Genomic DNA, 16,929 nt, shown 5'->3' on the forward strand with positions numbered 1-16,929 from the left:
ATGTCAGACTTGCCCCTGCTATGCAATACCCCCATTTTACAATAAAAAACCCCGGGCAGGGGCGAGTTTGAGGCTAAGTAAGACATGAGACTGACATCAAAAGGGCGTTATGCCGTGACCGCAATGTTGGACGTTGCGCTCAACTCCGAAACGGGCCCGGTACCGTTGGCTGATATTTCTGAACGTCAGGGAATTTCCCTGTCATATCTGGAGCAGCTGTTTTCCCGTTTGCGTAAAAACGGTCTGGTTTCCAGCGTACGTGGGCCAGGTGGCGGGTATCTGCTGGGTAAAGATGCCGGCAGCATCGCAGTAGGTGAAGTTATCAGCGCTGTGGACGAGTCAGTAGATGCGACTCGTTGCCAGGGCAAAGGCGGTTGTCAGGGCGGCGATAAATGCCTGACCCACGCGCTGTGGCGCGATCTGAGCGATCGTCTGACCGGCTTCCTCAACAACATTACGTTGGGCGAACTGGTGAATAATCAGGAAGTCCTGGATGTGTCTGGTCGCCAGCACACACATGACGCTCCACGCACTAATCGTGCACAAGACGCGATCGACGTTAAGTTACGCGCATAATTTGCCCGTTATATTTCGTGCCGCAACTGCGTTAGCCGCACTTGCTCGCCCCAGTCACTTACATGATGTAAGTGACTGGGCACTCTCAAGTTTGCCGCCTTGCTGCAACACGAACTATTTAGGGTAAAGATAATAAGATATTAGAATCAGGCCGGGGTGCCAGACGCCCCGTTAACTCGGTCGTACATCCAGCCGGTTGCCTGATTCCTTGCATTGAAGCGATGTACGGAGTTTATAGAGCAATGAAATTACCGATTTATCTCGATTACTCCGCAACCACGCCGGTGGACCCGCGTGTTGCCGAGAAAATGATGCAGTGTCTGACCCTGGACGGAAACTTTGGTAACCCAGCTTCCCGTTCACACCGTTTTGGCTGGCATGCTGAAGAGGCGGTTGATATCGCCCGTAATCAGATTGCTGACCTGGTGGGTGCCGACCCGCGTGAGATTGTTTTCACCTCCGGTGCGACCGAATCCGACAACCTGGCGATCAAAGGTGCAGCCAACTTTTATCAGAAAAAAGGCAAGCACATCATCACCAGCAAAACCGAACACAAAGCCGTGCTGGACACCTGTCGCCAGCTGGAGCGCGAAGGGTTTGAAGTCACCTACCTCGCCCCGCAGCGTAACGGCATTATCGACCTGAAAGAACTTGAAGCGGCAATGCGTGACGACACCATTCTCGTCTCCATCATGCACGTGAATAACGAAATCGGCGTGGTGCAGGATATCGCGACTATCGGCGAAATGTGCCGTGCGCGCGGCATCATCTATCACGTCGATGCAACCCAGAGCGTGGGCAAACTGCCTATCGATCTGAGCCAGCTGAAAGTCGACCTGATGTCCTTCTCCGGTCACAAAATCTATGGCCCGAAAGGTATCGGTGCGCTGTACGTGCGTCGTAAACCGCGTATTCGTATTGAAGCCCAGATGCACGGCGGCGGTCACGAGCGTGGCATGCGTTCCGGTACACTGCCTGTGCACCAGATCGTTGGTATGGGTGAAGCATATCGTATCGCCAAAGAAGAGATGGAAACAGAGATGGCGCGCCTGCGCAGCCTGCGTAACCGTCTGTGGGACGGCGTGAAAGATATGGAAGAAGTGTATCTTAACGGCGATCTCGAGCAGGGCGCACCGAACATTCTCAACGTCAGCTTCAACTATGTTGAAGGCGAATCGCTGATTATGGCACTGAAAGATTTGGCAGTATCCTCCGGTTCTGCATGTACTTCTGCAAGCCTGGAGCCATCCTACGTGCTGCGTGCGCTGGGGATGACCGACGAGCTGGCACACAGCTCAATTCGTTTCTCTTTAGGTCGTTTCACTACCGAAGAAGAGATTGACTACACCATCAATCTGGTTCGCAACTCCATCGGCCGTCTGCGTGACCTTTCCCCACTGTGGGAAATGTTCAAACAGGGCGTGGATCTGAACAGTATTGAATGGTCACATCACTAATTCGGCACCAATAAGGAGAATTCATCATGGCTTACAGCGAAAAAGTAATCGATCATTACGAGAATCCACGCAACGTGGGCTCTTTTGACAACAGCGACGAGAACGTGGGCAGCGGCATGGTGGGTGCACCGGCCTGTGGCGACGTGATGAAGTTGCAGATTAAAGTCAACAATGAAGGTATCATTGAAGACGCGCGTTTCAAGACTTACGGCTGCGGTTCCGCTATTGCCTCCAGCTCTCTGGTTACCGAATGGGTGAAAGGGAAATCTCTGGACGAAGCACAGGCGATTAAAAACACCGATATCGCCGACGAGCTTGAACTGCCACCGGTGAAAATTCACTGCTCTATTCTGGCTGAAGACGCAATTAAAGCCGCGATTGCGGATTACAAAAGCAAACGTGAAGCAAAATAATTAAGAGTTGAGGTTTTATTATGTCGATTACCTTAAGCGACAGTGCAGCAGCGCGTGTAAATACCTTCCTGGCAAACCGCGGTAAAGGGTTTGGTCTGCGTCTGGGCGTGAGAACCTCCGGCTGCTCAGGTATGGCCTATGTACTGGAATTTGTTGACGAGCCGGCGGCTGAAGATACCGTGTTTGAAGACAAAGGCGTTAAAGTTGTGGTCGACGGTAAGAGCCTGCAATTCCTCGACGGTACGCAGTTAGACTTCGTCAAAGAAGGTCTTAACGAAGGGTTTAAGTTTACTAACCCGAATGTGAAAGACGAATGTGGATGTGGCGAAAGCTTCCACGTATAACGTGCGTCACCCGAAAACCCCACCGTGGCTTTGCTACGTGTGGGGTTTGTTCTAACAGGCTACCCTGAGAATGTTATGGACTACTTCACCCTCTTTGGCTTACCGGCCCGTTATCAGCTCGATACTCAGGCGCTGAGCCTACGTTTTCAGGATCTACAACGTCAGTATCATCCTGATAAATTCGCCAGCGGTTCCCAGGCGGAACAACTTGCTGCGGTTTCGCAGTCCGCCACGATCAACCAGGCCTGGCAAACGCTGCGTCATCCTTTGATGCGCGCGGAATACTTACTGTCTTTACACGGCTTTGATATCCGTAGCGAGCAACACACGGTGCGCGACACCGCGTTCCTGATGGAACAGCTGGAGCTGCGCGAAGAGCTGGACGAAATTGAACAGGCAAAAGACAGTCAACGTCTGGATACGTTTATGCAACGCGTTAGCGAAATGTATAACGTACGCCATCAATTGATGGTGGAACAACTGGATAGCGAGACGTGGGACGCGGCGGCAGATACCGTGCGTAAACTGCGTTTTCTCGATAAACTGCGAAGCAGTGCAGAACAACTCGAAGAAAAACTGCTCGATTTTTAATTTCCGGAAGCGAAAATGGCCTTATTACAAATTAGTGAGCCTGGTCTGAGCGCCGCACCGCACCAGCGTCGTCTGGCGGTAGGTATCGATTTAGGCACCACCAACTCCCTGGTTGCGACCGTACGCAGCGGCCAGGCCGAAACGCTGGCAGACCATGAAGGTCGCCACCTGTTGCCGTCAGTGGTTCACTATCAGCAACAGGGCTACTCTGTCGGTTACGATGCCCGCGCCAATGCCGCGCTGGATACGGCAAACACCGTCAGTTCGGTAAAACGCATGATGGGCCGCTCTCTGACGGATATCCAGGCGCGTTACCCGCATTTACCTTATACCTTCCAGGCAAGCGAAAATGGCTTGCCGATGATTGAAACCGCTGCCGGTTTGCTTAATCCGGTGCGCGTCTCCGCTGACATTCTGAAAGCGCTGGCCGCGCGGGCAACCGAATCGCTGTCCGGAGAACTGGACGGCGTGGTGATCACCGTTCCGGCTTACTTTGACGATGCACAGCGTCAGGGGACCAAAGACGCCGCGCGTCTGGCGGGTCTGCACGTATTGCGTTTGCTGAACGAACCGACAGCTGCGGCGATCGCCTATGGCCTGGACTCAGGTCAGGAAGGCGTGATCGCCGTCTATGACCTTGGCGGCGGCACGTTTGATATTTCTATTCTGCGCCTGAGTCGCGGCGTGTTCGAAGTGCTGGCGACCGGCGGTGATTCCGCGCTCGGCGGCGACGACTTTGACCATCTGCTGGCAGATTACATTCGCGAGCAGGCGGGTGTTGCCGATCGCAGTGATAACCGCGTACAGCGCGAGCTGCTGGATGCCGCGATTGCCGCGAAAATCGCGCTTAGCGACGCCGATTCTGTGACGGTTAACGTGGCGGGATGGCAGGGTGAAATCACCCGTGAAACCTTTAATGAACTCATTTCCGCACTGGTTAAGCGTACGCTGTTGGCCTGCCGTCGCGCGCTGAAAGATGCGGGCGTTGAGCCGCAGGATGTGCTGGAAGTGGTGATGGTCGGTGGTTCAACACGCGTGCCGCTGGTGCGTGAACGCGTCGGTGAATTTTTTGGCCGTACGCCGCTGACCTCTATCGACCCGGACAAAGTGGTCGCTATTGGTGCGGCAATCCAGGCAGATATTCTGGTCGGAAATAAACCGGACAGCGAAATGCTGCTGCTGGACGTTATCCCGCTGTCGCTTGGTCTTGAAACCATGGGCGGTCTGGTGGAGAAAGTGATCCCACGTAACACCACGATTCCGGTGGCGCGCGCGCAGGATTTTACCACCTTTAAAGATGGCCAAACCGCGATGTCCATTCACGTGATGCAAGGCGAGCGTGAGCTGGTGCAGGACTGCCGTTCCCTGGCGCGTTTTGCGCTGCGCGGTATCCCGGCGTTGCCGGCGGGTGGCGCGCATATCCGCGTGACCTTCCAGGTGGACGCCGATGGCCTGCTCAGCGTCACCGCGATGGAAAAATCTACCGGCGTTGAGTCCTCAATTCAGGTTAAACCGTCCTACGGTCTGACCGACAGTGAAATCGCCTCCATGATTCAGGATTCGATGAGTTTTGCCGAGCAGGACGTTAAAGCGCGTATGCTGGCAGAACAGAAAGTCGAAGCGGCACGCGTGCTGGAGAGTTTATCCGGTGCGCTGAACGCTGATGCCGCGCTGTTAAGCGCCGCAGAACGTCAGGCTATCGACACCGCCGCCGCGCATTTGAGCGAGGTTGCACAGGGTGACGATGTTGACGCGATAGAACAAGCCATTAAAAACGTAGACAAACAAACCCAGGAATTCGCCGCTCGCCGCATGGACAAATCCGTCCGTAGCGCGCTGAAGGGCCATTCCGTGGACGAGGTTTAATATGCCAAAGATTGTTATTTTGCCTCATCAGGATCTCTGTCCCGATGGCGCAGTTCTGGAAGCTGAGACCGGCGAAACCATTCTTGACGTTGCCCTGCGTAACGGTATTGAGATTGAACACGCCTGTGAAAAATCCTGTGCCTGCACAACCTGCCACTGCATCGTACGTGAAGGTTTTGATTCTTTGCCGGAAAGCACAGAAGAAGAAGACGATATGCTGGATAAAGCCTGGGGACTGGAGCCGGAGAGCCGTTTAAGCTGTCAGGCGCGCGTCACCGAGGACGATTTAGTGGTCGAAATCCCACGTTACACAATCAATCATGCACGTGAGCATTAACAGAGGGTAGTATGGGACTGAAGTGGACCGATAGCCGTGAAATTGGCGAGGCGCTGTACGACGCGTTCCCCGATCTCGACCCTAAGACCGTTCGTTTCACCGATCTGCACCAGTGGATCTGTGACCTGGAAGAGTTCGATGATGATCCACAGGCATCGAACGAAAAAATCCTTGAGGCCATTTTGCTGGTCTGGCTGGACGAAGCCGAATAAGTCAACGGGCTGCCCACGGGTGGCCCGTTTTCCTGTATGCGCGAAAATAAGGATAAATAAAATGACAGAAGCCATGAAAATTACGCTTTCCACGCAACCCGCCGACGCCCGCTGGGGTGAAAAGGCGACATACAGCATTAATAATGACGGCATTACCCTGCACCTGAACGGAAAAGATGACCTCGGCCTTATCCAGCGCGCTGCCCGTAAAATTGACGGCCTGGGTATTAAACATGTCCAACTGGAAGGTGAAGGCTGGGATACCGAACGTAGCTGGGCGTTCTGGCAGGGCTACAAAGGACCAAAAGGCACCCGCAACGTTGAGTGGGCTGCTCTGGACGAGACACAGCGCAAAGAGCTGGATAACCGTCTGAAGATTATTGACTGGGTGCGCGATACCATTAACGCCCCGGCAGAAGAGCTGGGCCCGGAACAGCTGGCGCAACGCGCAGTAGACCTGCTGTGTTCTGTTGCCTGCGATAACATCTCTTATCGGATCACTAAAGGCGAAGATCTGCGCGAGCAGAACTACATGGGATTGCATACCGTAGGTCGTGGCTCCGAACGTCCTCCGGTGCTGCTGGCACTGGATTACAATCCAACTGGCGATAAAGAAGCTCCGGTTTATGCCTGTCTGGTTGGCAAGGGAATTACCTTTGACTCCGGCGGATACAGCATCAAGCAAAGCGCATTTATGGACTCGATGAAGTCTGATATGGGCGGCGCGGCAACGGTGACCGGCGCGCTGGCGTTCGCCATCACCCGTGGTCTGAACAAGCGCGTGAAGCTGTATCTGTGCTGCGCGGATAACCTGATCAGCGGTAACGCCTTTAAGCTCGGCGATATTATTCACTATCGCAACGGTAAAAAAGTTGAAGTGATGAATACTGATGCTGAAGGGCGTCTGGTGCTGGCCGATGGCCTGATCGACGCCAGCGCGCAAAAACCAGAATTGATCATTGATGCTGCCACGCTGACCGGTGCGGCAAAAACGGCACTGGGCAACGATTACCACGCGCTGTTTAGCTTTGATGATCAACTGGCTGCCCGTCTGCTGGCAAGTGCGGCGCAAGAAAACGAGCCGTTCTGGCGTCTGCCGTTGGCAGAGTTCCACCGTAGCCAGTTGCCGTCTAACTTTGCCGAGCTGAATAATACCGGCAGCGCGGCTTATCCGGCGGGTGCAAGCACTGCGGCGGGCTTCCTGTCCCATTTCGTGGAAAACTATCAGCAGGGCTGGCTGCACATCGACTGCTCTGCAACCTATCGCAAAGCGCCGGTTGAGCAGTGGGCTGCGGGCGCAACCGGTTTAGGTGTGCGTACTATCGCGAATCTGTTGACCGCATAATTCATGATTGTATGGCCGGATGGCGCTACGCTTATCCGGCCTACATGTATTTACCCAATTTGTGATCCTTATGTCCGAAACGAAAAACGAATTAGAAATCCTGCTGGAGCAAGCGGCGACAGAGCCTGCACATCGTCCGGCATTTTTCCGTACTTTACTGGAGTCTACCGTCTGGGTGCCAGGTACTGCCGCAGAAGGTGAGACGGTGGTTGAAGATAGTGCGCTCGACCTTCAGCACTGGGAAAAAGAAGATGGCACGACCGTGATCCCGTTCTTCACCTCTCTGGAAGCCTTGCAGCAGGTGGTTGAAGAGGAGCAGGCATTTGTTGTCATGCCAGTGCGCACGTTGTTTGAAATGACGCTTGGCGAAACGCTGTTTCTCAACGCGAAACTGCCGACCGGCAAAGAATTTATGCCGCGTGAAATAAGCCTGCTGATGGGAGATGAAGGGAATCCGCTCAGTACCCAGGAAGTACTGGAAGGCGGTGAATCGCTGATCCTCTCTGAAGTCGCTGAACCTCCGGCGCAGATGATTGACTCGCTGACCACGCTGTTTAAAACCATTAAACCGGTAAAACGGGCATTTCTCTGCTCAATCAAAGAAAGTCCGGATGCCCAACCCAACCTGTTGATTGGCATTGAAGCCGACGGTGATATTGAAGAGATCATTCATGTCGCGGGCAGCGTGGCGACTGATACGTTGCCAGGTGATGAACCGATTGATATCTGCCAGGTGGTCAAAGGTGAGAAGGGCGTGAGCCACTTTATCACTGAGCACATCGCACCGTTCTACGAACGCCGCTGGGGCGGTTTCCTGCGCGACTTTAAACAGAATCGGATTATCTAAATTGTAAGCCGGATAAGCGAAGCGCTATCCGGCATTTCCAGCTTTATAATACCGGTTCTACCGGTAAATCGTTGCGAGCACCCCACTCGCTCCATGCGCCGTCATACAACGCGACGTTGGACACACCCAGCGTGGCAAGTGCCAGCACCACCACGGCAGCCGTTACGCCTGAGCCACAGCTGGCGATAATTGGGCGGTCAAAGCTCACGCCGTGGCTGAAGAAGATAGCATCCAGCTCTTCGGTGGTTTTCAGTTCGCCGTCACGAACCAGTTCGGTCCACGGTACGTTAAGCGCTCCGGGCACATGACCACGCTTGAGGCCTGGTCGCGGCTCATCAACTTCGGCGTTAAAACGCGCTGCCGGGCGAGCATCGACAATCTGTGCGGTTTTTTCATGACTGGCCAGCAGGACATCGGTCACCCGCACTACGGCCTCTGGCGTAAACGCAGCGTCAAACTCGCCTTCGGGCAAATCAACGTTCCCTTTCTGCAACGGTAACGCATCACGCTGCCAGCTCGCAAAACCGCCTGCCAAAATGGAGACATTTTCGACGCCAAACGTGCGCAGCATCCACCAGGCTCGCGGGGCAGAAAACAGATTGCCATCATCGTAGATGACCAGGTGTTTATCCTGATGTACACCCAGCTCGCGCATGGCTACGGCGAAAGCCTCCGGACGTGGCAGCATATGCGGCAACGCAGAAGTATGGTCGGAGAGCGCTTCGATATCAAAAAAGACCGCGCCAGGGATATGGCCGGCGCGATACTCCTCGCCAACATCGCGTTCTTCCTGTCCTGGAGGAGCCATCCGGGCATCAATAATTTGTATTTCCGGATCGTCAATGTGTTCGACAAGCCAGTCGGCAGCGACAAAGAAGGCGGTGGTCATAGGCATCTCCATTTTTACCAGGTTTCGGCAAATTGTCGGCTGTTTACCGTAAAGCGACAAGTAAAAGAGGCTGATTTGTCAGGTGGACCCACATTAATCACGAAAATTCAGACAACAACATCTCATTACTGACTTCCACCGCCTGAAATCTGACGCATAATAGTTGTTCTACGTAGCTAACGGGCCACTCAGGCCAGGGATGAAAAATGAAACAATTACACGTAGTGGCCTGTCTGCTGATGTTGGCGTTGGCGGGGTGCGATAATAACGATAAGCCGTCGATGGCGGCAAAAAATGATACGCCCGCCCCACAGACCACGTTGGCAAAAGATCCGGCGCAATTACATAAGCTGATGCAGCAAAGCCAGGGCAAGCCGCTGACGCTGCTGGATGCCTCAGAAGTCCAGTTGGATGGTGCGGCGACCCTGGTGCTGACTTTTTCTATTCCTCTCGATCCTGAACAAGATTTTTCTCGCGTACTACACGTGGTTGATAAAAAAAGCGGCAAAGTGGATGGAGCCTGGGAACTGGCGCCAAATTTGAAAGAGCTACGCTTACGCCATCTCGAACCTAATCGCGAACTGGTGGTGAGCATCGAGCGTGAGTTGCTGGCGCTGAATAAAGCAACGTTCGCTATCGACTATGAAAAAAACATTACCACCCGCGATGTCCAGCCAAGCGTAGGCTTCGCCAGTCGTGGCTCGCTGCTGCCAGGCAAAGTGATTGAAGGGCTGCCGGTGATGGCCCTTAACGTTAATAGCGTGGATGTGAACTTCTTTCGCGTTAAGCCTGAATCGCTCGGTGCGTTTGTCAGCCAGTGGGAATACCGCAACTCGCTGTCTAACTGGGAGTCTGACAATCTGCTGAAGATGGCTGAACTGGTTTATACCGGGCGCTTTGACCTTAATCCTGCGCGTAACACCCGCGAGAAACTGCTGCTACCGCTTAGCGATATCAAACCGCTGCAGCAGGCGGGAGTTTACATTGCGGTTATGAATCAGGCTGGAAAATACAACTACAGCAATGCCGCTACGCTGTTTACTCTCAGTGATATTGGCGTGTCTGTGCACCGTTACCACACTCAACTGGATGTCTTTACGCAGAGTCTGGAAAATGGCGCTGCGCAGCAGGGTATTGAGGTCACGTTACTCAACGAAAAAGGGCAGACGCTGGCGCAGGCGACCAGCGATGCGCAAGGACATGTAAAGCTGGAGAATGATAAAGACGCTGCCTTATTGCTGGCTCGCAAAGACGGACAAACCACGCTGCTGGACCTGAAGCTCCCGGCGTTAGATCTGGCTGAGTTTGATATCGCTGGCGCGCCGGGATACAGCAAACAGTTCTTTATGTTTGGTCCTCGTGACCTCTATCGCCCCGGCGAAACGGTGATCCTCAACGGATTACTGCGTGACAGCGACGGCAAAACGTTACCCGACCAGCCGGTGAAGCTGGAAGTCGTTAAACCCGACGGACAGGTTTTACGCTCGGTAGTTAGCCAACCGGAAAACGGCTTGTACCGCTTTAGCTGGCCGCTGGACAGCAGCGCACCAACCGGCATGTGGCATATTCGTGCCAATACTGGTGACAACCAGTCACGGATGTGGGATTTCCATGTCGAAGATTTTATGCCGGAGCGGATGGCGCTTAACCTCACCGCCAGTAAGATGCCGGTGGCGCCAACTGATGAAGTGAAGTTCTCTGCGGTGGGCTATTACCTGTATGGCGCGCCCGCCAACGGCAATGCTCTGCAAGGACAGCTTTATCTGCGACCATTGCGGGATGCGGTGCAGGCATTGCCGGGGTTCCAGTTTGGGAATATCGCTGAAGAAAACCTTTCCCGTAGCCTCGATGAAGTTCAGCTCACGCTGGATGACCACGGACGCGGCGAAGTAATCACTAACAGCCAGTGGCAGGAGGCGCATTCCCCGTTACAGGTCATTCTGCAAGCCAGCCTGCTGGAGTCAGGTGGTCGCCCGGTGACGCGTCGGGTTGAACAGGCCATCTGGCCTGCGGATACGCTGCCGGGTATTCGTCCGCAGTTTGCAGCGAAAGCCGTTTATGACTACCGCACCGATACCACCGTGAATCAGCCCATCGTTGATGAAGGCAGCAATGCCGCGTTTGATATTGTGTATGCCAACGCACAAGGCGAGAAAAAAGCGGTATCCGGTTTGCAGGTGCGCTTGATCCGTGAACGTCGTGATTATTACTGGAACTGGTCTGAAGGCGAGGGGTGGCAATCACAGTTCGATCAAAAAGATCTGATTGAGGGAGAGCAGACCCTGGATCTTAAGGCCGATGAAACCGGTAAAGTCAGCTTCCCGGTTGAGTGGGGTGCTTACCGTCTGGAAGTGAAAGCTCCGAATGATGCGGTGAGCAGCGTGCGCTTCTGGGCCGGTTATAGCTGGCAGGATAACAGCGACGGCAGCGGGTCAGTGCGTCCTGATCGTGTGACCCTGAAACTGGATAAACCCAGTTATCGTCCCGGTGATACCATAAAGCTGCACATTGCCGCACCCGCCGCCGGCAAAGGTTATGCGATGGTGGAGTCCAGCGAAGGCCCGCTATGGTGGCAAGAGATAAACGTGCCGGCAGAGGGGCTTGATATCTCCATTCCGGTCGATAAAACCTGGAACCGCCACGATTTGTATCTCAGCGCACTGGTGGTTCGTCCGGGCGATAAGTCTCGCTCGGCAACGCCCAAAAGGGCTGTCGGCCTTCTGCATTTACCGTTAGGTGATGAAAACCGTCGTTTGGGGCTGGCGCTGGAAAGCCCGGCGAAAATACGGCCAAATCAGCCGTTGACCGTCAAGATTAAAGCCAGCGTTAAAAATGGCGACGTGCCTAAACAGGTTAACGTACTGGTCTCTGCCGTTGACAGCGGGGTATTGAACATTACCGATTACGCCACGCCGGATCCGTGGCAGGCGTTTTTCGGGCAAAAACGCTATGGCGCGGATATTTATGATATTTACGGCCAGGTGATAGAAGGGCAAGGACGTTTGGCGGCGCTGCGCTTTGGTGGTGATGGCGATGAGTTAAAACGCGGCGGCAAACCTCCAGTCAATCACGTTAATATTGTGGCGCAACAGGCATTGCCAGTCATGCTTAACGACCAGGGCGAAGGTACGGTGACATTACCGATTGGTGATTTCAACGGCGAGTTGCGGGTTATGGCGCAAGGCTGGACGGCGGATGATTTTGGCAGCAGTGAAAGCAAAGTGATTGTCGCCGCGCCGGTGATTGCTGAACTGAACATGCCGCGCTTTCTGGCTGGGGGGGATACGTCGCGCCTGACGATGGACGTGACCAACCTGACTGACAAACCACAAACGCTGGACATTAAGCTCGTGGCCAGCGGTTTACTGGAGCTGATGGGGCAAGATCCCGCGCCGGTAAATCTGGCACCGGGCGTACGGACAACATTGTTTGTTCCGGTACGTGCACGAGAGGGTTTTGGCGATGGCGAAATTCAGGCGCAGATTAGCGGTCTGACGTTACCGGGCGAAACGCTGCCGGTTCAGCATAAGCAGTGGAAGATTGGCGTGCGTCCGGCGTTCCCGGCGCAAACCATCAACAACGGTGTCGCACTTCAGCCGGGTGCAACCTGGCAGCTTCCGGGCGAAGAACTGATGAGCTTCTCTCCAGCGACGATGCAGGGACAACTGCTGTTCAGCGGTAAACCGCCGTTGAATCTGGCGCGCTACATCCGTGAACTGAAAGCTTATCCTTACGGTTGCCTCGAGCAAACGGCGAGCGGGTTATTCCCGTCATTATACACCAACGCCGCGCAGATGAAGGCATTAGGTATCGCGGGCGACAGCGATGAAAAACGCCGCGCGGCAATAGAGATTGGTATCTCTCGTTTACTGCAAATGCAACGTGATAACGGCGGTTTCGCACTGTGGGATAAGAACGGGTCGGAAGAGTACTGGTTGACCGCGTATGTGATGGATTTCCTCGTTCGGGCGAATGAACAAGGCTATAGCGTTCCGACAGAGGTCATTAACCGGGGCAATGAGCGATTGCTGCGCTACTTGCAGGATCCGGGCATGATGTCGATTCGTTATACCGACGACGCTTCAGCGAGCCGGTTTGCCGTCCAGGCCTACTCCGCGCTGGTACTGGCTCGTCAGCAGAAAGCCCCGCTAGGTGCGCTGCGTGAAATCTGGGAGCGTCGTACGCAGGCGGCTTCGGGTTTACCGTTGTTACAATTGGGGATCGCGCTGAAAAACATGGGCGATGCTAACCGCAGTGAACAGGCGCTGACGCTGGCGTTGAATACACCACGCCGCGATGCGCATCAGTGGATGGCGGATTACGGCAGTCAACTTCGCGACAACGCGCTGATGCTGGCATTGCTGGAAGAAAACAAACTTAAACCTGAGGTGCAAAATACGTTGCTGAACACCTTGTCAGAACAGGCCTTTGGGCAGCGTTGGCTCTCTACTCAGGAAAATAATGCGCTGTTCCTTGCCGCACATACGTTGCAGGACTTGCCTGGCTCATGGCAGGCGCAAACGTCATTCTCTGAACAACCGTTAGCCGCAGAGAAATCACAGACGCGTAATCTGGATGCCGACGCGCTGTCTACGCTGAGCGTGACCAATACAGGTAGCCTGCCGCTGTGGCTGCGTTTGGATGTGAGTGGTTACCCGCAAACCTCGCCGACGCCTGCCAGTAATGTGCTGCACATTGAGCGTCAGATCCTGGGACTCGACGGGAACAGCAAATCGTTGGATTCTCTGCGCAGCGGCGAGCTGGTGCTGGTCTGGCTGGAGGTGAAAGCCAGTCAGAACGTACCGGATGCGCTGGTGGTCGACTTACTGCCTGCGGGCCTGGAACTTGAAAACCAGAATCTGGCCAACGGCAGCGCCAGCCTGCAGGATAGCGGCAGCGAAGTGGCGAATCTGCTCAATCAGATGCAGCAGGCGGATATCCAGCATGTTGAGTTCCGTGATGATCGCTTTGTCGCCGCGGTGGCGGTTAACGAAGGACAACCGGTTACGCTGGTGTATCTGGCGAGGGCGGTAACGCCGGGGACCTACCAGGTTCCTGTCCCGCAGGTGGAATCAATGTATGTTCCGCAGTGGCGCGCGACCGGTGCGACAGAGGGACTTTTGATTGTCAGACCGTAAATGATGCGCGTGTTGGGTAAGCGCGGCTGCTGGCACTGGCTGGTAGCCGCTACGCTATTGTTTGTGGTGGCGGTTTGGGCAGCAGATAAAATCTGGCCGCTGCCGCTTCACGAAGTCGATCCGGCGCGTGTCGTGGTGGCCTATGATGGTACGCCGCTCTGGCGCTTCGCCGATGCAGACGGCATCTGGCGTTATCCGGTGACAATTGATGAAGTGTCACCCCGGTATCTCGAGGCGTTAATCAACTACGAAGACCGCTGGTTCTGGAAACATCCTGGCGTTAATCCTTTTTCAGTGCTGCGCGCGGCATGGCAGGACCTCTCCTCAGGGCGTGTGATTTCTGGCGGCAGCACGCTCACCATGCAGGTTGCACGATTGCTCGATCCCCATCCCCGCACCTTCGGCGGCAAGTTCCGCCAACTCTGGCGCGCATTGCAACTGGAATGGCATCTCTCCAAGCGCGACATCCTGACGCTGTATCTCAACCGTGCGCCGTTTGGCGGTACGCTACAGGGCGTGGGGGCGGCAAGCTGGGCCTATCTGGGGAAATCGCCTGCACAATTGAGTTATTCCGATGCCGCGCTGCTGGCAGTCCTGCCGCAGGCACCGAGCCGCCTACGACCGGATCGTTGGCCGGACCGTGCTGAAGTGGCGCGCAATAAAGTGCTGGAACGCATGGCAACGCAGGGCATTTGGTCAGTCAGGCAGGTGCAGGAATCACGCGAAGAACCAGTTTGGCTGGCGCCCAGACAAATGCCGCAGTTAGCGCCGTTATTCTCGCGCATGATGCTGGGAAAAAGCCGAAGCGATAAAATCGTGACTACCCTTGATGCCGGATTACAGCGCCAACTGGAAGAACTGGCGCAAAACTGGAAAGGACGCTTACCTGCGCGCAGTTCGCTGGCGATGATCGTGGTCGATCACACCGATATGAGCGTGCGTGGCTGGGTGGGGTCGGTAGATATGAATGACGACTCCCGTTTTGGTCATGTGGATATGGTGAATGCGATCCGTTCGCCGGGCTCGGTGCTAAAGCCGTTTGTTTATGGTCTGGCGCTGGATGACGGACTCATCCATCCGGCTTCGTTATTGCAGGATGTACCGCGTCGAACCGGGGATTATCGACCAGGAAATTTTGACAGTGGTTTTCATGGCCCGGTGAGTATGAGTGAAGCGTTGGTGCGCTCGCTGAATTTACCCGCTGTGCAGGTACTCGAAGCCTATGGCCCGAAGCGTTTTGCCGCATCCTTACGTAACGTTGGCTTATCGCTGTATCTACCCGCCGGGGCCGCACCGAATCTGTCGCTGATTTTGGGCGGTGCGGGAGCAAAGCTTGAGGATATGGCAGCGGCTTACAGCGCCTTTGCCCGCCAGGGGAAAGCGGGAAAACTGCGCCTACAGCCAGACGATCCGCTGCTGGAGCGTCCGCTGATGTCGGCGGGCGCGGCGTGGATTATTCGCCGCATTATGGCCGATGAAGGGCAGCCGTTGCCGGATAACGCGCTGAGCCGGGTGGCCCCTCTGGCGTGGAAAACGGGCACCAGCTATGGCTATCGCGACGCATGGGCGATTGGCGTTAACGCTCGTTATGTGATTGGAATCTGGACCGGCAGGCCCGACGGTACGCCGGTCGTGGGTCAGTTTGGTTTCGCCAGTGCCGTGCCGTTGCTCAATCAGGTCAACAATCTTTTGCTCTCTCGCGGGACAAATCAGCCGGAAGATCCACGCCCTGAATCCGTGAGTCGCGGTGTGGTGTGCTGGCCGGGCGGGCAATCTCTTGCCCCCGGTGACAGCAACTGCCGACGCCGTCTGTCTACCTGGCTACTGGACGATAGCCAGCCGCCAACGTTGTTATTGCCCGAACAGGAAGGAGTGAGTGGCATTCGTTTCCCTGTCTGGCTGGACGATGAAGGTCAACGTGTGGCGGCGGATTGCCCGCAGGCGCACGAGCAAACGCTAATCGTCTGGCCTTTGCCACTGGAGCCGTGGTTACCGGAGTCAGAGCGACGTGGGGCAAGGCTACCGCCGGTCTCAGCCACGTGTCCGCCACTGGGACAGGATGTTTCACTGCCGCTGCAGTTGACAGGCGTTCGCGATGGCGCAATTGTAAGGCGTTTACCCGGTTCTGCGCAGGCCTCATTGCCGGTACAAACCAGCGGCGGGACAGGCGAACGTTGGTGGTTTCTTAACGGTGAACGGCTGGATGAACGAGGACGTCGCCTGACGCTACGGTTGGCGAACAAAGGGGATTATCAATTGCTGGTGATGGATGATGCCGGACAGGTGGCGACGGTGAGATTTTCATTGCAGTAGACCAATTGGTTACTGTTTGTTGCTAAAATTCATCTTATTTTAAAGAAATGTTATCTTCGTCAATAGTCAATTGCCAGGATGCTCTTTATAATCCGCGCCAGGTAAACCACAACAAAACATCTTTTTCAGAGGTAATCATGGCTATTGAACGTACTTTTTCCATCATCAAACCAAACGCGGTGGCAAAAAACGTTATTGGGAGCATCTTTGCGCGCTTTGAAGCTGCAGGGTTCAAAATTGTCGGTACTAAAATGCTGCACCTGACCGTTGAGCAGGCGCGCGGCTTCTACGCCGAGCATGATGGCAAGCCGTTTTTTGACGGTCTGGTTGAGTTCATGACCTCTGGTCCGATCGTTGTTTCTGTTCTGGAAAGCGAAAATGCCGTACAGCGCCACCGCGATCTGCTGGGCGCAACTAACCCGGCAAATGCGCTGGCAGGCACTCTGCGCGCAGATTACGCTGACAGCTTTACTGAGAACGGTACCCACGGTTCCGATTCCGTTGAGTCAGCGGCGCGCGAAATCGCTTATTTCTTTGGGGAAGGCGAGGTTTGCCCTCGTACTCGCTAATCTCCCGCGTCTTTCACGTCGCAGATGCGTTG

At 55.0% G+C, this 16,929-nt stretch carries 14 protein-coding genes; 13 read left to right on the plus strand and 1 reads right to left on the minus strand.

The annotated features are described in order from the left end of the window. Window positions 1-84: 84 nt before the first annotated feature. The 10 genes from iscR (at window position 85) to sseB (ending at window position 7,988) form a co-directional block, all read left to right on the plus strand. On the plus strand, window positions 85-576 hold the full coding sequence (iscR, locus tag OGY15_RS06845) for a Fe-S cluster assembly transcriptional regulator IscR (RefSeq protein ID WP_003037674.1): 492 nt from the start codon (window positions 85-87) through the stop codon (window positions 574-576). Window positions 577-818: 242 nt separating this feature from the next. Beyond that, entirely contained in the window at window positions 819-2,033 is a 1,215-nt protein-coding gene (iscS, locus tag OGY15_RS06850) for a cysteine desulfurase (protein WP_151217660.1), read from the plus strand. Window positions 2,034-2,059: 26 nt separating this feature from the next. Then, the gene (iscU, locus tag OGY15_RS06855) at window positions 2,060-2,446 is read left to right on the plus strand and encodes a Fe-S cluster assembly scaffold IscU (protein ID WP_002913991.1); all 387 of its coding nucleotides are present in this window, start codon (window positions 2,060-2,062) and stop codon (window positions 2,444-2,446) included. Window positions 2,447-2,466: 20 nt separating this feature from the next. Then, window positions 2,467-2,790: an iron-sulfur cluster assembly protein IscA gene (gene iscA, locus OGY15_RS06860; RefSeq protein WP_003037681.1), complete on the plus strand. Its 324-nt coding sequence runs from the start codon at window positions 2,467-2,469 to the stop codon at window positions 2,788-2,790. A 75-nt stretch (window positions 2,791-2,865) separates the two neighbouring features. Further along, on the plus strand, window positions 2,866-3,381 hold the full coding sequence (hscB, locus tag OGY15_RS06865; protein ID WP_005120410.1) for a co-chaperone HscB: 516 nt from the start codon (window positions 2,866-2,868) through the stop codon (window positions 3,379-3,381). 15 nt (window positions 3,382-3,396) lie between these two features. Then, window positions 3,397-5,247 (plus strand): Fe-S protein assembly chaperone HscA, encoded by a 1,851-nt coding sequence (gene hscA / locus OGY15_RS06870; RefSeq protein WP_151217659.1) that lies wholly within the window; start codon window positions 3,397-3,399, stop codon window positions 5,245-5,247. A 1-nt stretch (window position 5,248) separates the two neighbouring features. Beyond that, a complete protein-coding gene (gene fdx, locus OGY15_RS06875; protein ID WP_003037690.1) occupies window positions 5,249-5,584 on the plus strand; it encodes an ISC system 2Fe-2S type ferredoxin in 336 nt (111 codons plus the stop codon). 11 nt (window positions 5,585-5,595) lie between these two features. Beyond that, window positions 5,596-5,796: a Fe-S cluster assembly protein IscX gene (iscX, locus tag OGY15_RS06880; RefSeq protein WP_003037694.1), complete on the plus strand. Its 201-nt coding sequence runs from the start codon at window positions 5,596-5,598 to the stop codon at window positions 5,794-5,796. Window positions 5,797-5,857: 61 nt separating this feature from the next. Further along, window positions 5,858-7,141, plus strand: coding sequence for an aminopeptidase PepB (gene pepB / locus OGY15_RS06885; protein WP_187253557.1), 1,284 nt, complete (start codon window positions 5,858-5,860; stop codon window positions 7,139-7,141). Window positions 7,142-7,211: 70 nt separating this feature from the next. Continuing rightward, a complete protein-coding gene (gene sseB / locus OGY15_RS06890) occupies window positions 7,212-7,988 on the plus strand; it encodes an enhanced serine sensitivity protein SseB (RefSeq protein WP_286538867.1) in 777 nt (258 codons plus the stop codon). Between the two features lie 43 nt (window positions 7,989-8,031). Here sseB and sseA read toward each other — a convergent pair whose 3' ends face one another. After that, the gene (sseA, locus tag OGY15_RS06895; RefSeq protein WP_187258602.1) at window positions 8,032-8,877 is read right to left on the minus strand and encodes a 3-mercaptopyruvate sulfurtransferase; all 846 of its coding nucleotides are present in this window, start codon (window positions 8,875-8,877) and stop codon (window positions 8,032-8,034) included. Between the two features lie 206 nt (window positions 8,878-9,083). On the opposite strand from sseA, the gene OGY15_RS06900 reads away from it, so the two are divergent. The 3 genes from OGY15_RS06900 (at window position 9,084) to ndk (ending at window position 16,897) form a co-directional block, all read left to right on the plus strand. Next, window positions 9,084-14,015 (plus strand): alpha-2-macroglobulin family protein, encoded by a 4,932-nt coding sequence (locus tag OGY15_RS06900; protein ID WP_286538868.1) that lies wholly within the window; start codon window positions 9,084-9,086, stop codon window positions 14,013-14,015. Next, window positions 14,016-16,328 (plus strand): peptidoglycan glycosyltransferase PbpC, encoded by a 2,313-nt coding sequence (gene pbpC, locus OGY15_RS06905; RefSeq protein WP_286538869.1) that lies wholly within the window; start codon window positions 14,016-14,018, stop codon window positions 16,326-16,328. It begins immediately after the preceding gene. A gap of 137 nt (window positions 16,329-16,465) precedes the next feature. Beyond that, window positions 16,466-16,897, plus strand: coding sequence for a nucleoside-diphosphate kinase (gene ndk, locus OGY15_RS06910; protein ID WP_003037710.1), 432 nt, complete (start codon window positions 16,466-16,468; stop codon window positions 16,895-16,897). Window positions 16,898-16,929: the final 32 nt, after the last annotated feature.

The organism is Citrobacter sp. Cu231, from assembly GCF_030332265.1.
Classification (GTDB): Bacteria; Pseudomonadota; Gammaproteobacteria; order Enterobacterales; family Enterobacteriaceae; genus Citrobacter; species Citrobacter meridianamericanus.